Origin of the sequence: Streptomyces sp. R21, from assembly GCF_041051975.1 — a bacterium.
Lineage (GTDB): Bacteria > Actinomycetota > Actinomycetes > Streptomycetales > Streptomycetaceae > Streptomyces.
Map to the genome: position 1 here is coordinate 2199968 of NZ_CP163435.1, position 24043 is coordinate 2224010.

At 72.5% G+C, this 24043-nt stretch carries 21 protein-coding genes; 10 read left to right on the forward strand and 11 right to left on the reverse strand.

Annotated elements, in window-relative coordinates; all coding sequences use genetic code 11:
- Window positions 1–111 precede the first annotated feature (111 nt).
- The gene (locus tag AB5J56_RS09995) at window positions 112–768 is read left to right on the forward strand and encodes a phosphatidylserine decarboxylase (RefSeq protein ID WP_369232125.1); all 657 of its coding nucleotides are present in this window, start codon (window positions 112–114) and stop codon (window positions 766–768) included.
- Window positions 755–1609, forward strand: coding sequence for a CDP-diacylglycerol--serine O-phosphatidyltransferase (pssA, locus tag AB5J56_RS10000; RefSeq protein WP_369232127.1), 855 nt, complete (start codon window positions 755–757; stop codon window positions 1607–1609). The genes AB5J56_RS09995 and pssA overlap by 14 nt, the downstream gene beginning before the upstream one ends.
- A 67-nt stretch (window positions 1610–1676) precedes the next feature.
- Here the strand turns inward: pssA and AB5J56_RS10005 are convergent, their stop codons facing one another.
- Genes AB5J56_RS10005 through AB5J56_RS10025 form a run of 5 tightly spaced genes read right to left on the reverse strand, consistent with a single transcriptional unit; the run spans window position 1677 to window position 6612 of the window.
- Window positions 1677–2942, reverse strand: a complete 1266-nt coding sequence (locus AB5J56_RS10005) for an ABC transporter substrate-binding protein (protein ID WP_369232129.1) — start codon at window positions 2940–2942, stop codon at window positions 1677–1679.
- Window positions 2939–4090: a branched-chain amino acid ABC transporter permease gene (locus AB5J56_RS10010; RefSeq protein WP_369232131.1), complete on the reverse strand. Its 1152-nt coding sequence runs from the start codon at window positions 4088–4090 to the stop codon at window positions 2939–2941. Before AB5J56_RS10010 ends, AB5J56_RS10005 begins: the two co-directional genes overlap by 4 nt.
- Window positions 4083–4973, reverse strand: a complete 891-nt coding sequence (locus AB5J56_RS10015) for a branched-chain amino acid ABC transporter permease (protein ID WP_369232133.1) — start codon at window positions 4971–4973, stop codon at window positions 4083–4085. The genes AB5J56_RS10010 and AB5J56_RS10015 overlap by 8 nt, the downstream gene beginning before the upstream one ends.
- Window positions 4970–5797 (reverse strand): ABC transporter ATP-binding protein, encoded by an 828-nt coding sequence (locus tag AB5J56_RS10020; RefSeq protein WP_369232135.1) that lies wholly within the window; start codon window positions 5795–5797, stop codon window positions 4970–4972. Before AB5J56_RS10020 ends, AB5J56_RS10015 begins: the two co-directional genes overlap by 4 nt.
- Before the next feature lie 8 nt (window positions 5798–5805).
- Complete coding sequence (locus tag AB5J56_RS10025; protein WP_369232137.1) at window positions 5806–6612, reverse strand: ABC transporter ATP-binding protein; 807 nt, start codon at window positions 6610–6612, stop codon at window positions 5806–5808.
- Between the two features lie 223 nt (window positions 6613–6835).
- Here AB5J56_RS10025 and AB5J56_RS10030 point away from each other — a divergent pair, with 223 nt between their 5' ends.
- The gene (locus AB5J56_RS10030) at window positions 6836–8041 is read left to right on the forward strand and encodes a PucR family transcriptional regulator (protein WP_369232139.1); all 1206 of its coding nucleotides are present in this window, start codon (window positions 6836–6838) and stop codon (window positions 8039–8041) included.
- 177 nt (window positions 8042–8218) lie between these two features.
- Here the strand turns inward: AB5J56_RS10030 and AB5J56_RS10035 are convergent, their stop codons facing one another.
- On the reverse strand, window positions 8219–9337 hold the full coding sequence (locus tag AB5J56_RS10035; RefSeq protein ID WP_369242473.1) for a glycerate kinase: 1119 nt from the start codon (window positions 9335–9337) through the stop codon (window positions 8219–8221).
- A 202-nt stretch (window positions 9338–9539) separates the two neighbouring features.
- On the opposite strand from AB5J56_RS10035, the gene AB5J56_RS10040 reads away from it, so the two are divergent.
- From AB5J56_RS10040 to AB5J56_RS10070, 7 genes are all read left to right on the forward strand, one after another.
- The gene (locus tag AB5J56_RS10040; protein WP_369232141.1) at window positions 9540–10613 is read left to right on the forward strand and encodes an ADP-ribosylglycohydrolase family protein; all 1074 of its coding nucleotides are present in this window, start codon (window positions 9540–9542) and stop codon (window positions 10611–10613) included.
- 189 nt (window positions 10614–10802) lie between these two features.
- The gene (locus AB5J56_RS10045) at window positions 10803–11306 is read left to right on the forward strand and encodes an NUDIX domain-containing protein (protein ID WP_369232143.1); all 504 of its coding nucleotides are present in this window, start codon (window positions 10803–10805) and stop codon (window positions 11304–11306) included.
- A 79-nt stretch (window positions 11307–11385) separates the two neighbouring features.
- Window positions 11386–11763 carry a CU044_2847 family protein gene (locus tag AB5J56_RS10050; protein WP_369232145.1) on the forward strand — a complete coding sequence of 126 codons (378 nt, stop codon included), beginning with the start codon at window positions 11386–11388 and terminating at the stop codon, window positions 11761–11763.
- Window positions 11760–13982: a trypsin-like peptidase domain-containing protein gene (locus AB5J56_RS10055; RefSeq protein WP_369232147.1), complete on the forward strand. Its 2223-nt coding sequence runs from the start codon at window positions 11760–11762 to the stop codon at window positions 13980–13982. The genes AB5J56_RS10050 and AB5J56_RS10055 overlap by 4 nt, the downstream gene beginning before the upstream one ends.
- Complete coding sequence (locus tag AB5J56_RS10060) at window positions 13979–14929, forward strand: AAA family ATPase (RefSeq protein ID WP_369232149.1); 951 nt, start codon at window positions 13979–13981, stop codon at window positions 14927–14929. The genes AB5J56_RS10055 and AB5J56_RS10060 overlap by 4 nt, the downstream gene beginning before the upstream one ends.
- The gene (locus AB5J56_RS10065) at window positions 14930–18397 is read left to right on the forward strand and encodes an SAV_2336 N-terminal domain-related protein (protein ID WP_369232151.1); all 3468 of its coding nucleotides are present in this window, start codon (window positions 14930–14932) and stop codon (window positions 18395–18397) included.
- A 51-nt stretch (window positions 18398–18448) separates the two neighbouring features.
- On the forward strand, window positions 18449–19177 hold the full coding sequence (locus AB5J56_RS10070) for an NAD-dependent deacetylase (protein ID WP_369232153.1): 729 nt from the start codon (window positions 18449–18451) through the stop codon (window positions 19175–19177).
- On the opposite strand, the gene AB5J56_RS10075 is transcribed toward AB5J56_RS10070, so the two are convergent.
- The 5 genes from AB5J56_RS10075 to AB5J56_RS10095 all read right to left on the reverse strand — a co-directional run bounded on the left by AB5J56_RS10075 (window position 19174) and on the right by AB5J56_RS10095 (window position 23967).
- Window positions 19174–19656, reverse strand: coding sequence for a methylated-DNA--[protein]-cysteine S-methyltransferase (locus AB5J56_RS10075; RefSeq protein WP_369232155.1), 483 nt, complete (start codon window positions 19654–19656; stop codon window positions 19174–19176). The genes AB5J56_RS10070 and AB5J56_RS10075 overlap by 4 nt on opposite strands.
- A gap of 8 nt (window positions 19657–19664) precedes the next feature.
- The gene (locus AB5J56_RS10080) at window positions 19665–21155 is read right to left on the reverse strand and encodes an AlkA N-terminal domain-containing protein (RefSeq protein WP_369232157.1); all 1491 of its coding nucleotides are present in this window, start codon (window positions 21153–21155) and stop codon (window positions 19665–19667) included.
- A 127-nt stretch (window positions 21156–21282) separates the two neighbouring features.
- A complete protein-coding gene (locus AB5J56_RS10085; RefSeq protein WP_369232159.1) occupies window positions 21283–21897 on the reverse strand; it encodes a GPP34 family phosphoprotein in 615 nt (204 codons plus the stop codon).
- A gap of 151 nt (window positions 21898–22048) precedes the next feature.
- Window positions 22049–22561 carry an O-acetyl-ADP-ribose deacetylase gene (locus AB5J56_RS10090; protein ID WP_369232161.1) on the reverse strand — a complete coding sequence of 171 codons (513 nt, stop codon included), beginning with the start codon at window positions 22559–22561 and terminating at the stop codon, window positions 22049–22051.
- Window positions 22558–23967, reverse strand: a complete 1410-nt coding sequence (locus AB5J56_RS10095) for a phytoene desaturase family protein (protein ID WP_369232163.1) — start codon at window positions 23965–23967, stop codon at window positions 22558–22560. The genes AB5J56_RS10090 and AB5J56_RS10095 overlap by 4 nt, the downstream gene beginning before the upstream one ends.
- Window positions 23968–24043: the final 76 nt, after the last annotated feature.

Genomic DNA, 24043 nt, shown 5'->3' on the forward strand with positions numbered 1-24043 from the left:
GCCGTCGACTCCGCTTCCTGGCTTGCCCAGTTGTGGCCCACGACCGGTACGATCCCGGGAAAGCCGCCGTCCCCCGTCACAGCGCGGCATCATCCGCTACGAAGGTCATCCATGCCCCACAGCCAAACCTCTGCACCTCGCGACAGCCTGGCAGGCGTACGCCTCGCGCGCGGAGCATCGCCGTGGCTTCTCCCGACCGTCGCCACCGCAGCACTCAGCCTGGTCCGCGCGCGCCGCTCCGGCGCCGCCAAGGCCGTGGCCGTACCCGCCACCGCGCTCGCGGCGGGCATGCTGTGGTTCTTCCGCGACCCCGAGCGCGAGATCACTCAGGGCCGGGTCATCTCGCCCGCCGACGGTGTGGTGCAGAGCATCATGCCGTGGAAGGACGGACGCACCCGCGTCGCGATCTTCATGAGCCCGCTCAACGTCCACGTCAACCGCGCGCCGCTGTCCGGCACCGTGACGTCGGTCGAGCACATCCCGGGCGGGTTCGTTCCGGCGTTCAACAAGGAGAGCGAGAACAACGAGCGCGTTGTCTGGCACTTCGACACCGAGCTCGGCGACATCGAGATGATCCAGATCGCCGGGGCGGTCGCCCGTCGCATCGTGCCGTACATCCCGCAGGGAACCAAGGTCGAGCAGGGCGAGCGGATCGGCCTGATCCGCTTCGGCTCCCGCGTCGACATCTACCTCCCCGAGGGTGTCGAGGTCGATGTGGAGGTCGGTCAGAAGACCGTGGCTGGGGTGACTCGAATTGACCGTGATTGATCCTGAGACACAGGCCGGCTGGGTGCCGGAGGCCGCCGAGGACGACGAGGACGAGATGCCCCTCTCGCTCCGTCTCTCAATAGCGGACACCCTCACCCTCGGTAACGCCACGTGCGGCTTCATGGCGGTGTACTTCACCACCACGGGGATCCTCATCCCGCACCTGACGGGCAACGACGAGTCGACGGGCATGGCCCGCCACTCGGCCGCCACGGCGGTCATCCTGATGCTGTGCGCGGCGGTCTTCGACCTCTTCGACGGTCTGGTCGCCCGCAAGCTGCGCTCCTCCCCCATGGGCGCGGAACTGGACAACCTCTCCGACCTGATCAGCTTCGGTCTGGCCCCGGCGTACTTCGTCCTGGTCTACGGCATGGTCGCGGACGACGCGCACCAGAGAGTGGCCGCGGTGGGGGCCATCGTGGTCCTGCTGGCCGTCGTGCTCAGGCTGGCGAGATTCTCTTGTGTGACGGTTAAGGACGGCACCTTCCAGGGCATGCCCTCGCCGTTCGGCGCGCTGACCGTGGTCTCGATCGTGCTGCTGGAGCTGCCCTTCGTGGCGACGCTGCTGGCGATCATCGGCACCGCGTGGCTGATGGTGAGCCGGGTCGAGTACCCGAAGCCGCGGGGTCCGCTCGCGGTGGCGATGCTCTCCTGGATCGTCTCCGCGATGGGTCTGCTGGCGGCCTGGGCCTTCGACGCCCCCGGCGGCGCCCTGCTGCTCCAGACGGGCTGTGCGCTCCAGCTGGTGCTCGGCGCGGTGATCCCCCTCTTCGCCACGGCGCGGCGGGTGAACAACTTCCGCGACAACCGGCGTGAGGCGCGCGCGGCGCAGCTGCCGTAGCAGCGGTCGTACGACAGTCGAAGGGCCCCGAACCACCCGGTTCGGGGCCCTTCGCGTGTACGGGCCCTCAGCCGCCCGGTGTGTAGCCCTCGGCGACCGTCGACGCCCCCGCCTCGCGGACGACCGTCATGCCGCCCACGGCGCTCTTGTCGGGCCGCAGGATGATGCTCTGCTTCGAGGACGGGGCCTTCGGGTCGGTGAAGTCCTGGGTGACGCCGAAGCCAGGGTCGAAGGCGTTGATGGTCAGCAGCGCCCTGTCGACGCCCTCACGGGTGAGGTCCTTGCTGGTGCAGGCCTTCTTCAGGGCCTCGCCGAACGCGGAGGCCGCGGTCCAGCCCGCCACGATGCCGTTGTCGAGGGCGGCCTTCGGATAGGCCTTCCGGTAGTCGGCGACGAGCTGCTTCGCCTTGGGGGTGTCGGCGCCGATCGGCAGCGAGGGCGAGGCGACGTAGTAGTTCTTCATGAGGGCGGGGCCCGCCTCGGTGGCGAGCAGCTGCGGGGCGAACGCCGAGTTGTTGCCGATGATCGGCACGTCGAACTTCCCGGCCGCCGCGACCCCGACGAGGGAGGCCGCCTGGCGCGGGCCCGCGCTGATCACGATCGCCTTGACGCCGGCCTGCTTGAGGGCGGCGACCTGGGCGGTCATGTCGTTGTCGGTCGGTTTGATCTTCTGCTCGACGACGGTGAGCCCGGACTTCTTCGCCATGTACTTGGAGCCGGTCAGGGCGTTCTCGCCGTAGTCGCCCTCGAAGTAGACGTGCCCGATCTTGTCGCCCTTCTTGATCCCCTTCTCCTTCATCAGGAAGTCGACGGCGTTGATCGTCTCGACGTCGTACGTGGAGCCGATGACCCGGATGTACGGGCTGCCCAGCAGGGTGGCCGACCAGGCCTGCGGCAGCACCAGGCCCTTGTCCTGGCCGTCGATGCGCTGTTTGACGGCGGCCACGAAGGGCGAGCCGATGAACTGGGTGAAGCCCAGCACCTTCGGGGCCAGCTCGGTGTACCCGGAGACCGCCTTCTGCGGCTCGTAGCCGTGGTCGCGGACGGTGAGGGCCAGCTGATAGCCGCAGATGCCGCCGGCGGCGTTGGTCTGCTTCACATAGAGCTGCTGGGCCTGGGTGACGCTCTTGCCGAGGGTGGCGTAGACGCCGGTCATGTCGGTGAGGACGCCGAGGTTGATGGTCTTCCCGGAGATACCCTCGCCGGTCTTCAACCCGCCGGTGGCCTTGGTGCCCCCGCTGTCGTCGTCCTTGGCCTTGGAACTGCATCCGGCCAGCACGAGCAGGGCGGCCAGCGCCCCGGCAGCCACCCTGGCCGCATATGTCGTACTCATCGTTCCTCCCTTGGAAGCCCTGGAAGCTCTGGAAGCCCCGGACCCTTTGACAGCGGCCCTGGATCGGTCCTGACCCGGCGCCGGGCGGCCGCCCCGACCAGGCCACCGGGCAGGAAGAGCACCGCGGCCACGACTGCGGCGCCGTAGAGGTACCGGGCCGCCTCGCCCGGTGCGATGCCGCCCGTGCCGGGGTCGGAGACCAGCGGCAGGGCGTCGCTGTAGCGGGTCAGCAGCTGCGGCAGCAGGGAGACGAACACGGCTCCGACCACCGCCCCGGCCACCGAGCCGAGCCCGCCGATGACGATCATGGCGAGGTATTCCAGCGAGAGGGTCACACCGAAGTAGTCGGGCACCGTCCGCTGGAAGACCAAGGCGAGCAGGACCCCGGCGAGGCCCGCGTACATCGACGACAGGACGAAGACGGCGGCCCGGTAGCGGGCCACGGGCACGCCGATCACGCCGGCCGCGATCCGGTGGTCGCGGATCGCGTTCATGGCCCGGCCGGGTCTGCCCCGCAGCACCCCGCGGGCGAACAGTCCGCCGCCCAGGAGCAGCACCAGACCCGCGTACCAGAGCTTCTCGGCGGAGCCGAACGGCACGGCGGCGACGACGAGTTCGCGGTCGTCGAAGGTGAGGCCGAAGACGCTCAGCGGCGGTACGTCGCGGCCGTTGGAACCACCGGTCAGATCGTGCGCGTTGAACATCACGTGCTGGCCGATGAAGACGAGCGCGAGCGTCGCGATCCCCAGGTAGGCGCCGCTGAGCCGCCCCGCGATGGGGCTGAACAGGCCGCCCGCCACGCCCGAGACCAGCACGGCGAGGATCACCGCGAGCCAGGTCGGCAGCCCGAGCCCGGTCAGCCCGTCGCCGCCGTCCGCCGCGAACACGCAGTAGCCGTACGCCCCGACCGCGAGGAAGAAGGCATGGCCCATGGAGAGCTGGCCGGTGGCGCCGGTGAGGAGGTTGAGGCCGATCGCGCCGATCGCGGCGGCCATCGCGAACAGGCCCGCCAGGAGCCAGAAGCGGTCCACGTAGAACGGCAGGGCGAGCAGTACGACGGTGCCGGCGGCCCAGGCATAGGTGCGGGGCCGGGGACGGGGGCGGGCCGACCGCAGCGGCTTCGCCGGCTTCACCAGGGCTTCAGACACGGGCGAGCTCCTTGGTGCCGAACAGCCCGGCGGGGCGGACGAGCAGGATCGCGACCATGACCAGGTAGGGCGCGAGATCGCCGAGGCCGCGGCCCAGGAAGGTGAGGTCGCTCTGGTAGCCGGTCGCGAGGGACTCGGTGATCCCGACGACCAGGCCGCCGACCAGGGCGCCGGTGGTCGAGTCGAGTCCGCCGAGGATCGCGGCCGGGAACGCCTTCAGCGCGGTGAGCGAGGTGGCCCGCTCCAGGCCCGGCGTCGGGAAGACGGTGAGGAACAGCGCGGCGACGGCTGCGAGGCCGCCCGCGACCGCCCAGGCGCCGAGGGAGACCCGGCCCAGGCGTACGCCCATCAGGGCCGCGGTCTCCGGGCTCTCGGCGGCAGCACGCATCGCCACGCCCCAGGAGGTGTACCGGAAGGCCAGCAGGAACACGGTGATCAGCAGGGTCGCGGCGACGAACGCGGCGATCCGGGTGTGCGCGAGGGTGACCGGCCCGACGCTGAGCACGGCGTCGCCCCACGGGTCGCCGAGCGGCAGCACGTCCGTGCCGATGCGGCGGGTCAGTTCGGTGGTGAGCAGGATGTCGACGCCGATGGTGACGATGGCGAGGACGCTGTGGTCGTGGCCCCGGTACCGGCGCATGACCAGGAACTCCACGGCGGCCCCCACCAGGGCTGCGCCCACGATCCCGACGAGCAGCGCGGGCCAGAAGCCGATGTCGTCGTGGAGCGACGCCGTGATGTAGCCGCCGGCGAGCAGCAGCGAGGCGTGCGCGAAGTTCACGACCTCGGTGGCCCGGAAGATCACCACGAAGCCGAGCGCGATGAGGGCGTAGACGGAGCCCAACGAGACGCCGTTGAGGAGGAGTTCGACGAAGGTGCTCATGCCTCGGATTCCTCTCCGTCGGTGTGGCTTCGGTCGGTGTCGCGCTCGCCCAGGTAGGCCCGTACGACCGCCGGATCGTTCTGTACGTCGCCGGGGGTGCCGTCGGCGATCAGGCGCCCGAAGTCGAGTACGGTCACCGCGTCCGCGAGCCGCATCACCACCCCCATGTCGTGTTCGACCAGCACGATCGAGATGCCGAGGCTGTCGCGGACGCCCGCGACGACCGCGGCGGTGCGGCGCCGTTCGTCGGCGGTCATGCCCGCGACGGGCTCGTCCAGGAGCAGCAGGCGGGGCTCCATGCACAGGGCGCGGGCGAGTTCGGCGAGCTTCTGCTGCCCGTACGGCAACGAGCCCGCCGGGCGGTCGAGCTGGTCCTCCAGGCCGACGAACGCGGCGATCTCCCGGACGCGTGCGCGGTGGCGCCGCTCCTCCCGGGCCGCCGAGGGCAACCGCAGCCCGGCGGACAGGAACCCGGTGCGGGTCAGCCGGTGGCGGCCGAGCAGCAGGCTGTCCTCGACGGTGGCGTGCGGCGGCAGGGCGAGGTTCTGGAAGATCCGGGCGACGCCCAGCTCGGCGATGCGGTGCGGAGGCAGCCCGGTCAGGTCGTGCGCGCCGAAGCGGACACTGCCGGAGGCGGCCCGGACGACACCGGACAGCACGTTGAAACAGGTGGACTTGCCGGCGCCGTTGGGGCCGATCACTGCGTGCACGGTGCCGGGCCGGACGGTGAAGCTCACGGCGTCCAGGGCGGTGAGCCCGGCGAAGCGGACGGTCAACTGCCGTATCTCCAGCGGCGGGACGGCCGGCTTCCGGTCCATGGCCATGGGGCGCGTCACCCCTCCCACCGGGACAGCATCGGATGCGTGGCGCGAGCCCCGGAGGCGTCGGCCGCGGCGTCCTCGTCGACCACGCCGAGGTAGCGGCGGCGCACCTCGTCGGAGGCGGCGAGCTCCTGCGCCGGGCCGGACAGGGTCACTTCGCCCACCTCCAGGACGTATGCGCGCGATGCCAGCCGCAGCGCGAGGGCGGCGTTCTGCTCGACGAGGAGGACCGAGGTGCCCTGGGCGTTGATCTCCCGTACGGTCTCGGCGATCCGCGCGGCCATCAGCGGCGCGAGTCCGAGGGACGGCTCGTCGAGGAGCAGCAGCCGCGGGGCCGCCATCAGGGCGCGGGCGACCGCGAGCATCTGCTGCTCGCCGCCCGACAGGAGGGCGGCACGCTGCTGGGCGCGCTCGGCGAGGACGGGGAACAGGTCGTGCACGCGGTGCAGGGCGGCGGCCCGTTCCTTGCGCCCTCCTACGGCGCCGAGCGCGCCCGCCCGCAGATTGTCGGCGACCGTCATCCGGGCGAACACCCGCCGCCCTTCAGGCACTTGGGACACCCCGGCGGCCACCACCCGGTCCGGGGGGAGCCGGTCGAGGGGGCGGCCGTCGAGGCTGACGGTGCCGCCGGTCACCGCGCCGCCGTGGAAGGAGAGGGTCCGGGAGACCGCCCTCAGCAGCGTCGACTTGCCGGCGCCGTTGCTGCCGAGGACCGTGACCACGGCTCCCTCGGGCACGTCCAGCGACACCTGGCGCAGGGCGCGTACGGGCCCGTATCCCACCGACAGGTCCCGTACGACGAGAGCGGAACCACCCATGGCATGTCCCCCTCTCCTTGCAAGCGGCTCCGGGGGCGTGCCTGAACTTCCTCGGGGTCGCTTAGGTGTGGCGCTCACCCCAGCACCGCCGTGGGCGCCCGTCCACGGGGCGCGGCCGAAACGTGGCAGGTGACCAGCGCTCACCGCCGCCGATTGTGCGCGGGCACAACACTGCGTGTCAGGGGCCTGTCCCAGGCGCGGTCCGGGTGGCATCCTCCGGGCCATGGGTGGGCGCCGACCGCGGACCGGTCATGACTGGAAGCTGCTCGCCGAGTCCTGCACCGCGCTGCTGGACCGGCTGCCCGAGCTGGTGGATGCCCATATGCGGCAGCTCGCCGATTACTCCCCCGTGTACGCGCGGGTCCTGCCGTACGACCTGCACTGGCGGGAGTCGGAGGAGGCGATCCGGATCGGCATCGAGACGATGTCGGCGCCCCGGGACTCCCCGCGCCGCGACCTGGAGTGCGCGGAGGACGCCGGGCGGCGGCGCGCCCAGCAGGGCCTGCCGCTGGAACTCCTCGTGCACGCGTACCGCAACGCCGGCTATCTGGTGTGGGACGCGCTCCTCGAAGGCGCGGCCGGGCAGGAACCGGCGCGGCTCGCGGTGCTGATGCGGTCGGCGACGATGGTCTGGTCCGCCGTGGACGACCAGGCGGAGGCCGCGTCGAACGCCTACCGGGCCACCGAGATGGAGCTGCGACGGCGCACCGACGAGCAGCTCCAGGCGCTGCTCGACGCGCTCCTCGAAGGCCAGCAGTCACCCGGGCTCGCCGCGCGGGCCGCGGCCGGGCTCGATCTGCCCGAGAACGGGTCGTACGCGGTCGTCGTGCTGCGCGCCGAGCGCCGGGACGCCCACGACGGCTTCCACCGGCCCGTGCAGGGCACCGGGTTCCGGTTCATCTGGCGGATGCGCACGGACCGCGAGCTGGGCGTGGTCGCGCTCGGTGAGGGCGCAGGGCTCGACGGGCTCGCGGGGCTGCTCGACGCGCGGTGCGCCGGGCCCGGCGGGATCAGCCCCGTCGTCGCCGGCCTCGCCGAGCTCGGGCGGGCCCGGCGGCTCGCCGAGCTGGCGCTGCGGACGTGTGCGCCGGACGCGACCGATGTCGTACGGCTCGATCAGCGGATGCCGACCGCGCTGGTCGTCAGCCAGCCGGAGCTGGCGGAGCGCCTGGTGTCGGGGGTCTTCGGCGCGCTGCTGGAGCTGGAACCCGGCGACCGTGCCGTGCTGCTGGAGACCCTCGACGTCTGGCTGACCTGCGAGGGGTCCGCCGGGCGTGCCGCAGGTCGCCTGTACTGCCACCGCAACACGGTCTTCAACCGCCTGCGCCGGTTGGAGCAGCTGACGTCCCGGTCGCTGGCGCGGCCGCGGGATCTGATCGAGATGACGTTGGCGTTGGATGCTTATCGGTTGTCGGGGGTGGGGTGGTGACGGGGGGTGGCCTGTGGGGTTTCTTCGCCCCCTCCGCCCCTACCCTGCCCGTGTTCCGGGGCTCCGCCCCCGGACCCCCGCTCCTCAAACGCCGGAGGGGCTATATCCAGCCCGTCCGGCGTTTGAGGACGAGCCCGTTCAAGGCGAAAGCGAAAACCCCGTAGGGCCCGCCCGGCGTCACACCAAGAAGTCCCGCCCCACCCGCTCCGCCAGCTCCTCCAGGATCGGCCCCGCCTCGGCGATGCACCGGGCGACATCGGGCTCGACGTCGGTGAGGGCGTACGCGCGCCGGATCCCGGCGCGTCCCAGCGCCTCCGGCGCCAGCGCCAGCCGCCCGCACACCGCCACGACCTCCTTGCCCTCGGCACGAGCCGCCGCGGCGACCCCGGCGGGCGCCTTCCCGTGGAGGGTCTGCTCGTCGAGCGACCCCTCACCGGTGATCACCAGCGTGGCCCGCGCCAGCGCGGGCGCGAAGCCGAGAACGTCGAGCATGACCTCGATCCCGGCCCGGAACCGCGCACCGAGCACCAGCGCGCCGTACCCGATACCGCCCGCGGCCCCCGCACCGGGCGCCTGCGCGTACTCGGCGGCCCGCGATCCGATGGCCTTCTCCAGCACGGTGGCGAAGTGGGCGAGGGAGGCGTCGAGAACGGCCACGTCGTCGGGGCTCGCGCCCTTCTGCGGCCCGTACACCGCGGGCGCACCCTTCGGCCCGGTCAGCGGGTTGTCCACGTCGCTCGCGAGGACGAAGTCGATCTCGGCGAGCCGCGCGTCGAGTCCGGACAGATCCGCGGTCACGAGGTCACGCAGCGCACCACCGCCGGGAGCCACCGGCTCACCCTCCGCGTCCAGGAACCGCGCACCGAGCGCGGCCAGCATCCCGGCGCCGCCGTCGGTGGTGGCGCTGCCGCCGACCCCGAACACGATGGTGCGCGCACCGGCGTCCAGCGCGGCCCGCAGCAGTTCCCCGGACCCGTACGTCGACGAGGTGAGCGGCGCGAAGACCCCGGCGGGCAGTCGCTGCAACCCGCTGGCCTCGGCCATCTCGACGACGGCCGTGTCGCCGCGCAGCGCGTACGCCGCCGTGACCTCGTCGCCGAGCGGCCCGGCGACCCGGACCTCGCGCCGCTCGAACCCGGCCGCGACCGCCGCGTCGACGGTGCCGTCGCCGCCGTCGGCGACCGGCAGGGCCTCGACCTCGACATGCGGCGCGGCCCGGCGCAGTCCGGCCGTCACCCGCTCCGCGACCTGGACGGCCGTCAGCGAGCCCTTGAACTTGTCCGCGGCGATCAGCACCCGCGCACTTCCGGTGGGTGTCCGGTCCACAGCAGCGTCCGCCACCTTGCATTCCCCTTGCTTTCGAGCCTTGCTCACGTCAAGGCAGTCGCGCCGCTGCGACCATAACCGGAGGAGGCCCGCCCCGTCATGCCCCGTCCCGCGCAGCGAACACCCGGCCGAACACCGCGCGGCCTCGCCCGGAATTCGGTAAACCGGAGTCATGACCCCTGTGGGCACTGAGCTCGGCGACCGCGTTCTCGGGGGCTGGCTGGGCCGGATCGCGGGCAACATGCTCGGCAAACCGGTCGAGCAGGGCGACCACTGGACGCGGGACCGCATCGACCGCTATCTGCGGCAGGCCGCGGCCCTGCCCCTCGTCGACTACCTGCCCGAGCCCGCCACCGAGAGCGACGGCTTCGAGCTGCGCCCCGAATGGCGGCAATGCGTGCGCGGCCGTATCCACGGCAGCTGCCGCGACGACGACGTGGACTACGCGATCCTCGGCCTCCACCTCCTGGAGACCCACGGCTTCGGCTTCAGCACCGAGCAGGTCGGCGATCTGTGGCTGCTGCGGCTGCCGTATCTCCAGACGTTCACGGCGGAGCGCGCCGCCTACCGCAACCTCGCAAACGGTCTCAAACCGCCCCTCACCGCCACCTACGACAACCCCTACCAGGAGTGGATCGGCGCCCTGATCCGCGCCGACGTCTACGGCTGGACCTGCCCGGACGCGCCCCGCCGCGCGGCCTCGCTGGCCCGCCGCGACGCCGTCCTCTCCCACACCGGCAACGGCGTGTACGGCGCGATGTGGGCGGCGGCGCTGATCTCGGCGGCGTTCACCGCGCCCACGGTGCGGCATGCCCTGGACACGGCGCTGACCGTCATCCCCGCGAGCAGCCGTCTCGCCCGCACCGTACGGCGCGTGCTCACGCTCCATGAGACCCGGATGAGCTGGGAGGACACGCTCACCACGGTGGCCGAGGAGACCGCCGGGCTCGGCTGGATCCACACGATCCCGAACGCCGCGGTCCTGACCGCCGGGCTCCTGTACGGCGACGGCGACTTCACCCGCACCATCACGCTGACCGTCCGCGGCGGCCTGGACACCGACTCGAACGGCGCGACCGCCGGGTCGGTCGCGGGCGTGCTGTGCGGGGCCGACGCGATCCCCGCCCAGTGGAAGGACCCCCTGGAGGACATGGTCCGCAGCGCGGTCTTCGGCTTCGACGGCGTACGGATCAGCGAGCTGGCGGCGCGGACGGTGGCCGTCGCGGAGGCGGAGAGAGAGGACTAGGGGTTACTGGCGGCCCACCGGAACCGGGGCCGTCCCGCACGGTCCAGCCGTCGGTGCTGGGCCCGCGCGCGACGGCACCTCCTGTGCCGAAGCCGAACAGGTCGCCGAACTCCCCGACACCAGACCCGACTTCACCGAGCCCGGCAGCGAGTCCGAGAGACGTCTGCGCGAGCTGGCTACGCTGCACGGATGACCACTCAGGACTACGCCACGTACATCGCGGGCCTCCCCCGCGTCATCGTCGGCGCCGCCGCTCTCTTCCGCGACGCCGACGGCCACATCCTGCTCGTCGATCCCAACTACAAGGAGGGCTGGGCTCTTCCCGGCGGCATCGTCGAGTCGGACGCCGGGGAGACCCCGCGGCAGGGGGCGCGGCGCGAGACGGCCGAGGAGATCGGACTCGACGTGGAACTCGGGCGCCTGCTCGCCGTCGACTGGGTTCCCGGGACCGGGCGACCGCCGCTGGTCGCCTACCTCTACGACGGCGGAGTCCTCGGCGACAGCGACCTCAGGTCCATCCGGCTCCAGGAGGAGGAACTGCTGTCCTGGCGCCTCGTCCCGCGCGAGGAGCTCACCCAGCACCTGCCTGACGCGCTCGGCCGCCGGGTGCTCGCCGCGCTGGACGTGTTGACGGAGGGTGCGGGGACGGCGGAGCTGGAGGACGGGCGTCGGGTGGGCCCTGTGGGGGCGTAGTAGCCCAGCCCTTGGGGTCCGCGGGCCTATTTCCTCAACTCTCCTACCTGTACAGCTCATTGATCGGCACAATGCTGCTGTGCCGCACTACGACTACATGGAGTTCGCCCTCGACGACGGAGCGCAGGTCCGTCTCGAGCTGGCAGCAGCGGGCGAGGCCCCGGCGGGTGATGGCGACTTACCCGGCGGTATCTCCGGTGTGACGCCCGTCGGACGCGGCGCCCGCGTCGGGACGCTCGCCACGGACGCCCTGCGCTCCGTGTTGAGCCCGCTGGGCCCCGTACTGCAGCAGGTTCACGACTCGGTGTCCGGGATCGCCGATCCGCCGCACGAGCTGTCCGTCGCCTTCGGGATACAGATCGGCCAGGACCTGAAGATCGGCATCGTGGGTGCCAACGGACAGGCCAGCTTGACCGTTTCGGCGACCTGGCAGCTGCCGCCCCGGGACGGGGCGTGACCTGGTTCGCGGCGCCCCGGGGCGACCGGTCGGCGGACGCGCGCGGTGCGCTCGTCCGCATCCTGTCCGCCAACCGCAGCCGTACCGCGGGCGCGGGCGTCTACCTCTCCGACCGGCGCCTGCTGACCTGTGCACATGTCGTCAACACCGTGCTCGGGCGGCGGAGTCTGAGTCCGCAGGACCCGGGCGGGATCACGCTCGACGTGTCCTTCCCGGTGCTCTCCGCCACCGACGTCCGCAGCGCCCGGCTGGTGGCCTGGATACCGCCCCGCTCCCAGCAGTACGGCCCGGTCGACGACGGCGCCCTGAAGTGGGAGGGCGATCTGGCCGTGCTGGAACTCGACGAGGAACCGCCGCCGCCGGTGGGCTCGGTGCGCTGGCTGGAGATGGCGCGGGGGCAGGAGGTCAGGGCGTGGTACGGGGCCGGGCAGCCGTTCTCGTACGCCGATGTGCGCGTCGCCGTGTACGACGACGGCATCGGCTATCTCGACGGGCAGCTGTCCGGGGCGGCCGTCGACGACGGCTACAGCGGCGGTCCCCTGTGGTCGATGGGCGACGGCGCCGCCGTAGGACTGGTCATGGGCCGGATCACCGCTCCCGACAACGGGTTCTCGCCCCAGCACACGGTGCGGCGCAGCTGGGGGCTCGGCTGGCAGTCGGTGCTGGTGGAGCTGCGGCGGGCCGAGGCGGTGCCGGAACCGCACCTGGCCGGGCTGTGGGCGGGGCCGTCCGCGGTGTTCGCCGAGGACGAGTCGGTGCGCGACATGATGGTGGGCCCGCTGCACACACTCCTCGGCGATCCCGTGGCGCGGACCGCGCATGCCGCCGAACTCGCCGAGACACTGGGCCTGTTGGCGCCCACCGACGGCACGGCGCCGTCCGTGGAGAAGCTGGCGCATCTGCTGTGCGGCACGGAGCGGGCACTGCCGACGCTCGCCGAGTCACTGGCACCCAAAGTGGTCGACGACCCCCGCGGCCGGGCCGAGCTCGACCGGCTGCTGGCGCTGGGCCGGCTCACCGGAGCGGCCCGCCTCCTCTCGATCGCCGAACACCGCATGCTGCTCGGCAAGTTGGAGCATCTCACCCAGGGCGACCCGGGGCTGCTCCACCGGGCGGCGACCGCGGCCCTCCCCTATCTCGAACTCCCCCGGTCACTCCAGGCGCCCCGCCTCACCCAGGCCGAAGTGCCGGACGTACTGGGCGAGTTGGAGACCTGGTACGGCGACGGGTCACCGGTGCCCGACGAGACGCCCCGGCTGCCTGCCCTGCTGCGTGTCGTCGAGTACCTCGCCGCGGCCACCGACGGCCTGGTCGGGCAGGTGCTGCGGGAGTGGAGCAACCGGGTCGCCGCCCGGCTCGGCATCCACCCGTCGGCGCTGCGGGAGCGACGCGCCGACGCCGAACGCTGGTCGCGGCAGGCGGCCCCGGCCGGGGCCCGGATCCTGGTGGAACTCGACCACTACGCCAAGGACCCCCCGCACCACTACCGCTGCTCGGTGTGGCGGCTGCGCCCCGACGGCAGCGCCGCACGCACCGTCGACGGACCCGACCGGCCGCGTACGGGACCGGAGATCGCCCGGCTGATCAGGGAGGTCGCGGGCGGCGCGAAGGACACGGGGGACGGTGTCGCGCTGGTCGCCGTGTCGGTGCCGCCGGAGGCGCTGGACCTGCCGGTGGACGAGTGGGACGGAGCCGGGGCCGGCGAGTACATGCCCGCGCCGCTCGGCGAGGACTTCCACCTGGTCCTGCGCTGCCCACGGCTGCGGCGCCGCTCCCCCACCGGGGCCGCCGATCTCGAACGGCGCTGGAACGCCCGGCAGCAGAGCGGCTCGCTGCTCGCCGACCACCGGATGGGCGACCGCACACTGGCCGGGCTGCTGAAGACAACCCATCGGGACACCGCGCGCGTCCTTGTGGACGGGACCGCCCAGCATCGCGGCAGGTTGGTCCTCGTCTGTCTGGCCATGGGCGTGCCCATCGTGCTGTGGAACCGTGCGGGCCTCGCCCCTGGCGAGGGGCCCCCGCTCGATGCCATCGTGCCCGAGGGCCCGGTGGACGGACTTCCGGAGCGTGTGCGGTACGTCAGAGTCCGGGTCTACGCGGACGCGGACAACGCGGCCGCCGCGCGCCCGGCCCTGGTGTGGGACGACGCCGAACTGCCGCTGCCGGACGAACTGCAGCTCGCCGACCCCTCGGAAGGAACGGAGCACGCGATATGACGCAGACCGACGGGTGGCGGCTGTTCCGCGGTGACCGGGTGGCCCGGCAGGCGGAGTTCCCCGAGGCGCCGCCCTGGCGGCAGTTCGCCGACCGGCCGGGCGGCCGGCCCCGGCACCGCCCCTATCTCATCGGCCGCGCGGAGGCCGACGTGGTGAGCGCCGCCCTGCATCTGCGCCGCCCGCTGCTGGTGACCGGGCACCCCGGCACCGGCAAGTCGTCGCTGGCGCACGCCATCGCCCACGAGCTGTCCCTGGGGCCGGTGCTGCAATGGGCCGTCAACAGCCGCTCGGTCCTCAACGACGCCCTGTACGGGTACGACGCCGTCGGCCGGCTGCGCGAGACACATCTGCACCGGGAGCGGGGCGCATCCGAACCCGAGATCGGCACCTTCATCAGGCTGGGACCGCTGGGCACGGCCCTGGTGCCGCGCGACCGGCCGCGTGTCCTGCTGGTGGACGAGCTGGACAAGGGCGATGTGGATCTGCCCAACGATCTGCTGACCGTCTTCGAGGAGGGCGAGTTCGAGATCCCGCAGCTGTCCCGGCTGCCCGAGGAGCAGTCCGAGGTGGCGGTCCTCACCCACGGGGCGCGCGGCGAGCGGATCACCGTCACGCGCGGGCTGGTCCGCTGCCGGGAGTTCCCCGTCGTGGTGATCACGAGCAACGGCGAACGGGACTTCCCGCCCGCGTTCATGCGCCGCTGCGTGCGGCTGGACCTGCCCGATCCGGACGAGGCCCGGCTGCGCGACATCGTGGCCGCCCATCTCGGCGAGGACACCCTGACCGACGTGGACGACCTCCTCCATGCCTTCCTCAACCGCCGGGCACCGGGGGAACTCGCCACGGACCAGCTGCTCAACGCCGTGTTCCTGCGCAAGGGCGGAGTCGACCTGGACGCCGAGGGGCTGCTGGACGCCGTACTGCACCGGCTCGGCGGGATGGTCTAGATGCCGCCCGACGGCACGGGCCCCAGGGCTCCGGACGACCCCCTCGACGGCGTCGAGCCGCCGCCGGCGCTGAGCAGGATCGGCCCGCTCACCGGGCAGGACCTGTCCATCCACGAGCTGCTGGACGCCGTATGGCTGGCGGCGCGGCTCCCGGCGGACGGCAGCGCACCCCTCGTATCGGCGCTGCCGCGACTCTCCGCCCACCGGCCGGGGTCCGGCGCTGGCGAGGAGGCGCGGTCGTCCGGCGAAGGGTCTCCCGGGGCCGCCGCCCGGGAGCCGGGCGCCGAGGTCCCGGAGCAACCGCCTGCTCCGGCGCAGCTCCTCGGCGCGCTGCACGCGGCCGCCGCCACCCGCAGCGCGCCCGAGTTCGCCCCTCTCGGAGAGGTGGACGGGGCCGGCGCCTACGGCCACGCGCGCGAGGGTGCGATGCCGGTGCGGGTGCCGGAGGAGAAGGCGCTCGGCGAGGACGAGCTGCGCTTCGGGCGTGCCCTGCGTCTGCTCAAGCAGCCCCAACCCAACCTGCTGAAGCGGGAGTTCGACGAGGAGGCCACGGCCGCCGCGATCGCCGAGACAGGGCTGCCCGACGTGGTGACCCGGCCCGCACGGCAGCGCTGGCTGGATCTGGTGCTGCTCATCGACGACGGCATATCGATGCTGCTGTGGCGGCGGCTCGCGGCGGAGCTGCGCGCGCTGCTGGAGCGGCTCGGCGCGTTCCGCGACATCCGGGTGCACGGCCTCGACACGCGCATGCACCATCCCGACCCCGACGAGGCGCCTATGCCTCTGCTGCGGGCGCGCCCCTTCGATCCGGGCGCCCCGCTGCTGTCGCCCGCCTCGGTCGTCGACCCCTCGGGCGGCACGCTGGTCCTGGTGATCAGCGACGGCGTCGGCCCCTGCTGGCGGGACGGGCGGATGCGGGCGGTCCTGGAACGCTGGGCGCGCCAGGGCCCGACGGCGATCATGCACACGCTGCCGGCTCACCTGTGGGACGGCTCGGGCATCCGCTCGGAGCCATGGCTGGTGACGACCCGGCGGCGCGGTGCGGCGAACGAGAGCTGGGAGGTGGCCGATCCGCTGCTGCCGCCGGACCTCGGCGAGAAGTTCTCCGGCGTTCCGGTTCCGGTGCTGGAACCGTATCCGCCGGCCGTCGAAGCCTGGGCCCGCCTCGTGGCGTCACCCGGTGCGAGCGCGGAACTGCCGCTGCTGGCACCGCCGGAGGCGCGGGCGCCCCGCGGCGGGGCCGACACCCGCGGAACGGACGCGGCGAAGGCCGTCCTGCGGTTCCGCAACGCCGCGTCACCGCAGGCCTACCGGCTGGCCGCGCATCTCGCCTCGGTGTCCCCGCTGACGGTTCCGGTGATGCGCCTGGTCCAGGCGGCCGTGCCCTGGCGCGCCGAGACCGAGCATCTCGCGGAGGTGTTCCTGGGCGGTCTCATGCGCCAGACCGAACCGGCCGATGAGCAACTCCCGGTCCAGCACCGCCGTTTCGGCTTCCCCAGGGACGCCCAGGAGATCCTGCTCGACACAGCGTCGCCGATCGACCTGCTGCGCACGACGCGGGCTGTCACCGACCGTCTGCGGACGCTCGTGGGCCGCTCCCCCGACTTCCCGGCGTGGCTCGCCCACCCGTCGGGGACAGGTGAACTCCTGCCCGGCACCCGGCCGTTCGCCTGGCTGGAGGACCGCCTGCTGACGCATCTGGGCGCCCGGCCGATGGCACCGACGCCGGAGCGCGTCACCGGGCACGAGGACGTACGGCTGCCCTCGGAGCTGGCGACCGCGCCCTCCTGGCTGCCCCTGCGCCTCCAGGATCTGCACGCGCTGGGCCCCTACACGCTCCTCCAGCGCGACACGTCCGGCGGAAAACCCACCGCGTACATCGGGGAGGACGAGGAGGGACAGCGCGTGCTGCTGCGCGTGTCCTCCTCGTTCGACTCACCGGCGGCGCAGGAACTGCTCGATGTCGAGCGCCGCGCGCTGCGCCGTATGGGCGGGGTGTACGCGCCCGCGGTCGTCGACGGCAACCTGGCGAACGCCGTCACGCCGTGGCTGGCACTGCGGCTCGACACGCTCGCCGACGGGCGGCCGGCGCCCACGCTGCGGGCCGTGCTGGAGGCGGCCGGGCCACAGCCTGGCACACCGCTGTTCACCTGGCTGGCCTGGAATCTGGCGCGTGCGCTGAGCCGTTGCCATCGCCTGGGCCTCGTGCACGGCGCGCTGGCCCCGGGCTCGATCCTGGTGACCGAGTCGACCCTGCACCTCATCGGCTGGACGTCGGCGCGCATCGACGGCTCGTGGAGTGCCTCGACGGCGTCGGTGCCGGCCAACTCCCCTTACCGGGCGCCCGAAGTGACGTACTGGGGCGAGTCCCGGATCACGGCGGGCGACGTGTACTCCCTGGGCGCCGTCCTGCTGCACGCGGTGACCGGGAGGGCGTGGTCCCCGTACGAGCAGGCCGAGTTGGCGCGCAACCGGCACTTCGCCCAACTCGACGAGGATCTGGCCGAGTTGCTGCTGCGCTGCGTAATGCGCGAGCCGGAGGGGCGGCCCACGGCGCGCGAGGTGGCGGACGCCCTGGGGACGCGGCTGCCGGGCGGTCAGGAGTGGGAGGGCGTCGAGGAGGAGACACCCGACCCCGCGGCGGTCGAGCCGATGGAGGCGCACGCACCCGAGGACCACCGCGAACAGTGGCAGCGGATCATCCGGGAGCCGCTGGAGCGGCCGCTGCGCATCACGCTGGTGGGGGTCAGGGACGGCGTCGGCTGCACCACGACCACGATGATGCTGGGCGCGGTACTGGCCGACCAGCGGCAGGAGCATGTGCTCGCGATCGACGCCGACCGGCATGCGGGACGGCAGGTCCGCATCGGCGGGCGCGTGTTCCGCAACACCCTGGAGAGCCTGTCCGACCTGGCCCGTTCGCTGCACCATGTGGAACGGTTCGAGGATCTCGAGCTCTTCCTGTCACCGCACCGCTCAGGGCTCATGGCCCTGGCGAACGACTCGGTACGGCGCCCCGCATCGGCCGGTCAGTACACGGACTCGGACTTCCGCAGCGTGGCGTACACCACGCAGAAGTACTTCCACCTCACCCTGATCGACACCGACAACCTGCATCCCGTGATCATGCAGCACACCGACCGCGTGGTGATCGTCTCGCGCGCGGACCCCGCGGGCCTCACTCAGGCGCAGCAGGCCATGGACCGCCTGGTGACCCTGGACCGGCCCGGCCTGGTCGGCGAGTCGGTGGTCGTGCTCAACCACAGCCGCCCCGCCGCGGGCTGGTCCCTCGACTCGAGCACCCTCCTGAGCCTGGGCTCCCGCTGCCGCGGCATCGTCACGGTGCCACGGGACGGCCACCTGGCCATGGGCAGCACGGTCGAACTGTCCTGGCTGACCCCCGACGCGTACAAGGCCTACCTGCGCCTCGCCTCCCTGCTCCTCGGCCCGCGCTCCCGCTCCTCCTGAGGCCCCCGAATTCGTTCGCTGGCGGGAGCCGACGCCTTTACCCTCGGCACCATGAACAAGCCCCTCGTCGCCATCCTCAGTGGCGCAGGTATCTCCACCGATTCCGGGATCCCGGACTACCGCGGACCAGGCGGGCTGTGGCAGCGGGATCCGGAAGCCCAGAAGCTCGTGACGTACGAGTACTACATGGGTGATCCGGAGATCCGGCGGCGCTCGTGGCAGATGCGGCGGAAGAACCGGACGCTGCAGGCCGAGCCGAACGCGGCGCATCGGGCGGTGGCCGAGCTGGAGCGGGCCGGGGTGCCGGTGCGGGTGATCACGCAGAACGTGGACGGGCTGCACCAGCTCGCCGGGATGCCGGCCCGCAAGGTGCTCGAACTGCACGGCAGCGCACGGAGTGTGGTGTGCACCGGGTGTCATGCCCGCGGGCCCATGGAGGACGCGCTCGCGCGGGTCGAGGCGGGCGAGGACGACCCGCCGTGTCTGGAGTGCGGCGGAATCCTCAAGTCGGCGACGGTGATGTTCGGCGAGCGGCTCGACCCGGTGGTGCTGGGCGAGGCGGTCGCGATCACCAAGGCGTGCCAGGTGTTCATCGCGGTCGGCAGCAGCCTTCAGGTGCAGCCCGCCGCCGGGCTCGCAGGGGTCGCCGCCGACCACGGGGCACGGCTGATCATCGTCAACGCCGAGCCCACTCCGTACGACGACCGGGCCGACGAGATCGTACGGGAACGGATCGGGACGGCGCTGCCCGAGTTGCTGGTCCGCCTTCAGAAGGGCTAGAAGAGCGCTGCTGCGCGTTCGAAGTCCAGCAGGCGCTGCTTGCGGTCAAGGCCGCCGCCGTATCCGGTGAGGCTGCCGTCGGTGCCGACGACGCGGTGGCAGGGGACGATGATGCCGATGGGGTTCTTGCCGTTGGCCAGGCCCACCGCGCGTGAGGCCTTGGGGTTGCCGAGCGCGTCGGCGAGTTCGCCGTAGCTGCGGGTCTCGCCGTACGGGATCTTGCGGAGTTGCTCCCAGACGGTGCGCTGGAAGGGGGTGCCGGCGAGCTGCATCGGCAGGTCGAAGTCCTTCAACTCGCCGCTGAAATAGGCCCGTAGCTGGGCGGTCGTCTCGCCGAAGGGAGTGTCGTCCGGCGCGCCGAAGTTCTCCTCCGGTGGACGGTGGCGTTGGTCGGTCATGTAGAGGCCGCACAGGGTGCCGTCCTCGGCGACCAGGGTCAGGGGGCCGTACGGGCTGTCGATCACGGTGTGCTGTTTCACAAGGACCCTTACACAGGTAGGAAGTTGATGGGGTGACTGTCCGTCGCCCACAGGTACTGCACCGCGTACGCCCGCCAGGGCGCCCACGCCGCGGCGCGTGCCGTGAGGGCGGCCGGGGTGGAGGGCAGGCCCAACTCCTGGGCGGCGCGCCGGATTCCGAGGTCGGTGGGGAGGAAGGCGTCGGGGTCGCCGAGGGCGCGCATGGCGATCACGTCGACGGTCCACGGCCCGAAGCCGGGCAGCGCGAGCAGCCTGGCGCGCGTCTCCGCCCAGTCGCTCTCCACGCCCAAGTGAATGGTTCCGTCGGCGAGTTGGCGGACGAGGGTGGTGAAGGTGGTGCGCCGGGTGCGGGGCATCGCGAGCGAGTCGGGGTCGAGCGCGGCGAGGGCCTCGGCGGACGGGAAGAGGTGGGTGAGGCCACCCTCGGGGTCGTCGACGGGTTCGCCGTGGGCCCGGACCAGGCGTGCCGCGTGGGTGCGGGCGGCGGCCGTGGAGACCTGCTGGCCGAGCACCGCGCGGACGGCGAACTCGGCCTCGTCGACGGTCCGCGGCACCCGGCGGCCCGGCGCCTTGTCGACGAGCGGCGCGAGCAGCGGATCGGTGCGCAACTGGTCGTCGACGGCGACCGGGTCGGCGTCCAGGTCGAGCATGCGACGGCAGCGGCTGATGGCGACGGGCAGGTCGCGCAGGTCGCTGAGGGTGAGGCGGCAGGCGATGTGGTCGGCGCTGGGAGTGAGCGCGACGACCCCGTGGCCGTACGGCAGTCGCAGCGTGCGCCGGTAGGCGCCCTCTCGCCACTCCTCGACGCCGGGTACGCCGGTCGCGGCGAGGTGGCCGAAGAGGTTGTCGGGGTTGAGCGGCGCGCGGAACGGCAGCCGCAGGTTGAGGACGCCCGGCGTTCCCGACGTGCCCGGGGTGCGCGATTTGGGCACCCGGGTGCGCAGCTCGCTCGGCGACAGGGCGAAGACCTCGCGGACGGTGTCGTTGAAGGTGCGGATCGAGGCGAACCCGGCCGCGAAGGCGATCTCCGCCATCGGAAGCGCGGTGGTCTCGATGAGCAGGCGTGCGGTCTGGGCGCGCTGGGCCCGGGCCAGGGCGAGCGGTCCCGCGCCCAGTTCGGCGAGGAGCTGCCGCTCGATCTGGCGGGTGCTGTAGCCGAGCCGGGTGGCGAGGCCCGGGACGCCCTCGCGGTCCACGATTCCGTCGCCGATGAGGCGCATGGCCCGGGCGACCAGGTCGGCGCGCTGGTTCCACTCGGGCGAACCGGGGCTGGTGTCCGGGCGGCACCGCTTGCAGGCCCGGAATCCGGCCTGCTGGCAGGCCGCCGCGCTCGGGTAGAACGTCATGTTCTCCGGCTTCGGCGGCACCACCGGGCAGCTGGGTCGGCAGTAGATGCGGGTGGTCAGGACCGCGGTGAAGAACCATCCGTCGAAGCGCGCGTCCTTCGACTGGACGGCGCGCACACAGCGTTCGGTGTCGGCGTGCATCCCGTTCTGCATGCCTCAAGGATCGGGCACTGACGGGGCGAGGGCTGGCGGAAATCCGACACGTAGGTTGCGTGGCCTGCGGTCGGCTCGCTCTCCTCCGGCCTCCGGTCGATGGCTCGGGTTGCTCAGGCCGACGAGATCATTGGCCTCGCCAGATGTTGTCGAAGGCCGCGTTCTCGATGGTTCGGCGCTGTCGTACGGCCTCCAGCTCCATCACCGCGTCGTGGACGGCGCCCAGTACGGTCAGGACGACGTCGTCGCCGGCGTCACCGGAGCCCTCGAAGTCCTCGTCCGGCTTGTCGTGGATCCCCACGGCGGCCGCGAGGCCCGCGAGGACGCGCTCGCCCGACGCCCAGCGGTCGGCGGCGTGGCGACGGGCCGGTGAGTCGACCAGTGCCGTGCGCTCGGTCGGCACCGGGAGCCAGCGGCGACGCTCCCGGGCGAGCTGCCCCTCCTCCTCCAGGGCGGCCTGGTAGGTCGAGGACAGACCGTTGCCGCGGCGCCACAGCCAGTCCTCGGCGGATTCGTACGGCTCCTGACGCACGAGCGCCGACGCGGCCGCGTCCAGCAGACGGTCGTCCGTGACCAGCTGCGGGCCGGGCACGATGCGGTCGCCGTCCAGGAAGGCGGCCCGCACGTCGAGGAGGTCGATGAGTTCGGCTCCCGCTAGGGCCAGCGACAGATTGCCCTGCTCCACGGGGCGGCTGGACGCGGCGTCCAGGGTGACGATCATCAGATCCCGCGGTGTCGTCATGTCGGGCTCCCCATCAGAGGTTCGGGCGGGCCGAGGGATCGCTGCGTGGACAGGATCCATCGGGCTCTCGGGCAACGGCTGAGACCGCATCGGTGTTCCCGGTCCGGTGACCGGTGATGCCATGAACCGCCGACGCCGCGACCGCCTCCGGCTAGTCGCCCGTCTCCCGGGCAAACGCGTCGTACGCCCGTTCGTCGAAGAGCACGAATCTGACCTCCTCGACAGCGGTCTCCGTGGCCCGGACCGTGCCCACCGCGATCCGGGCGGCGTCGTCCATCGGCCACCTGTAGATACCGGCGGACACGGCCGGGAACGCGACCGTACGCGCGCCGAGCTCGTCGGCGACCCGCAGTGACTCGCGGTAGCAGGAGGCGAGCAGGGCGGAGCGGTCCTCGCTCCGGCTGAAGACGGGGCCCACGGTGTGGATGACCCAGCGCGCGTCGAGTTCCCCGGCGGTCGTGGCGACCGCCTGGCCGGTGCGCAGGCCCTTGCCGTACTGGGAAGCGCGGAGTTTGCGGCACTCCTCCAGGATGGCGGGGCCGCCCCGGCGGTGGATGGCTCCGTCCACTCCGCCCCCGCCGAGCAGCGAGGAGTTCGCGGCGTTGACGACGGCGTCGACGGTCTGCCGGGTGATGTCGCCCTGGACCAGGGTGATGGTGGTCATGTCTGCCGCAGTCTCCTCCATACGGCCTTGGCCGCGTTGTGTCCCGACATCCCGTGCACCCCGGGGCCCGGCGGGGTGGCCGACGAGCAGATGAAGACGGCCGGGTGCGGGGTGCTGTACGGGAACAGGGAGATCTTGGGCCGCAGCAGGAGCTGGAGCCCGGAGGCGGCGCCGCAGGCGATGTCGCCGCCCACGTAGTTGGCGTTGCGCTGGGCGAGTTCGGGCGGGCCCGCGGTGGCACGGGCCAGTACGCGGTCGCGGAAGCCGGGCGCGAACCGCTCCAGTTGGCGTTCCACGGCGTCCGTGAGGTCGCCGCTCCAGCCGTTCGGAACATGGCCGTATGTCCAGAAGACGTGCTTGCCGTCGGGTGCCCGAGAGGGGTCCACGACGCTGGGCTGCACCGAGATCAGGAAGGGCACGTCGGGGGCGCGGCCCTCGCGCGAGGCCGCTCGAAGGGCACGGTCGATCTCCTGGCTGGTGGCGCCCACCTGCACGGTTCCCGCGCTGCGCGCCTCTTTCGCCGTCCACGGCACGGGGCCGTCCAGCGCATAGTCGATCTTGAAGACGCTCGCCCCGTACCGGTACCGCTCGTAGTAGCGCCCCAGGCCGGCGATCCTGGCCAGGGCCGTGGGCGAGGTGTCGAAGACGTAGGCGCGGGCCGGGGGCAGGTCGTCGAGGCGCTTGACCTCGTAGTCGGTGTGGACGGTGCCGCCGAGGTCCTTCAGGTACGCGGTCAGCGCGTCGGAGATCGACTGGGAGCCGCCGCGTGCGACGGGCCAGCCCCCGGTGTGCGCGGCCAGGGCGAAGACCAGGCCGACAGCGCCGGTGGCAAGACCGCCGAGCGGGGCGATGACATGCGCGACGAGCCCGGAGAACAGTGCCTTGGCGCGATCATCGCGGAAGCGGCGCATCAGCCAGGTCGAGGGCGGCAGGCCGACGAGGCCGAAGCGGGCCAAAGTGACCGGATCGCGGGGCAACGAGGTCAGCGGCAGGGACATGAAGTCGCGCACCAGCGTGTCCCACTTGGGGAGGAAGGGCTCGACGAGCCGCCGGTACGCGCCCGCGTCGCGCGGTCCGAACGAGGCGGCCGTCTCCGCCACCGAGCGCGACAGGACGGCGGCCGTGCCGTCGGGGAACGGGTGCGCCATGGGCAGCCCGGCGTGCAGCCACTCCAGTCCGTACCGCTCCAGCGGCATCGCCTTGAAGGCCGGTGAGTTGACGCCCAGCGGATGGGCCGCCGAGCAGGGGTCGTGCCGGAACCCGGGCAGCGTGAGCTCCTCGGTGCGGGCTCCCCCGCCCACGGTGTCGCGTGCCTCGAAGACGGCCACGGAGAATCCACGGCGGGCCAGCTCCACGGCAGCCGTCAGTCCGTTCGGTCCCGCTCCGACCACGACCGCATCGAGCATGGAGGACACCTTCGGACTCCTTTGTCTGCCGACGGCCACTGAGGATCAGGATATGCCGGGCCACCGACAGCCCAGG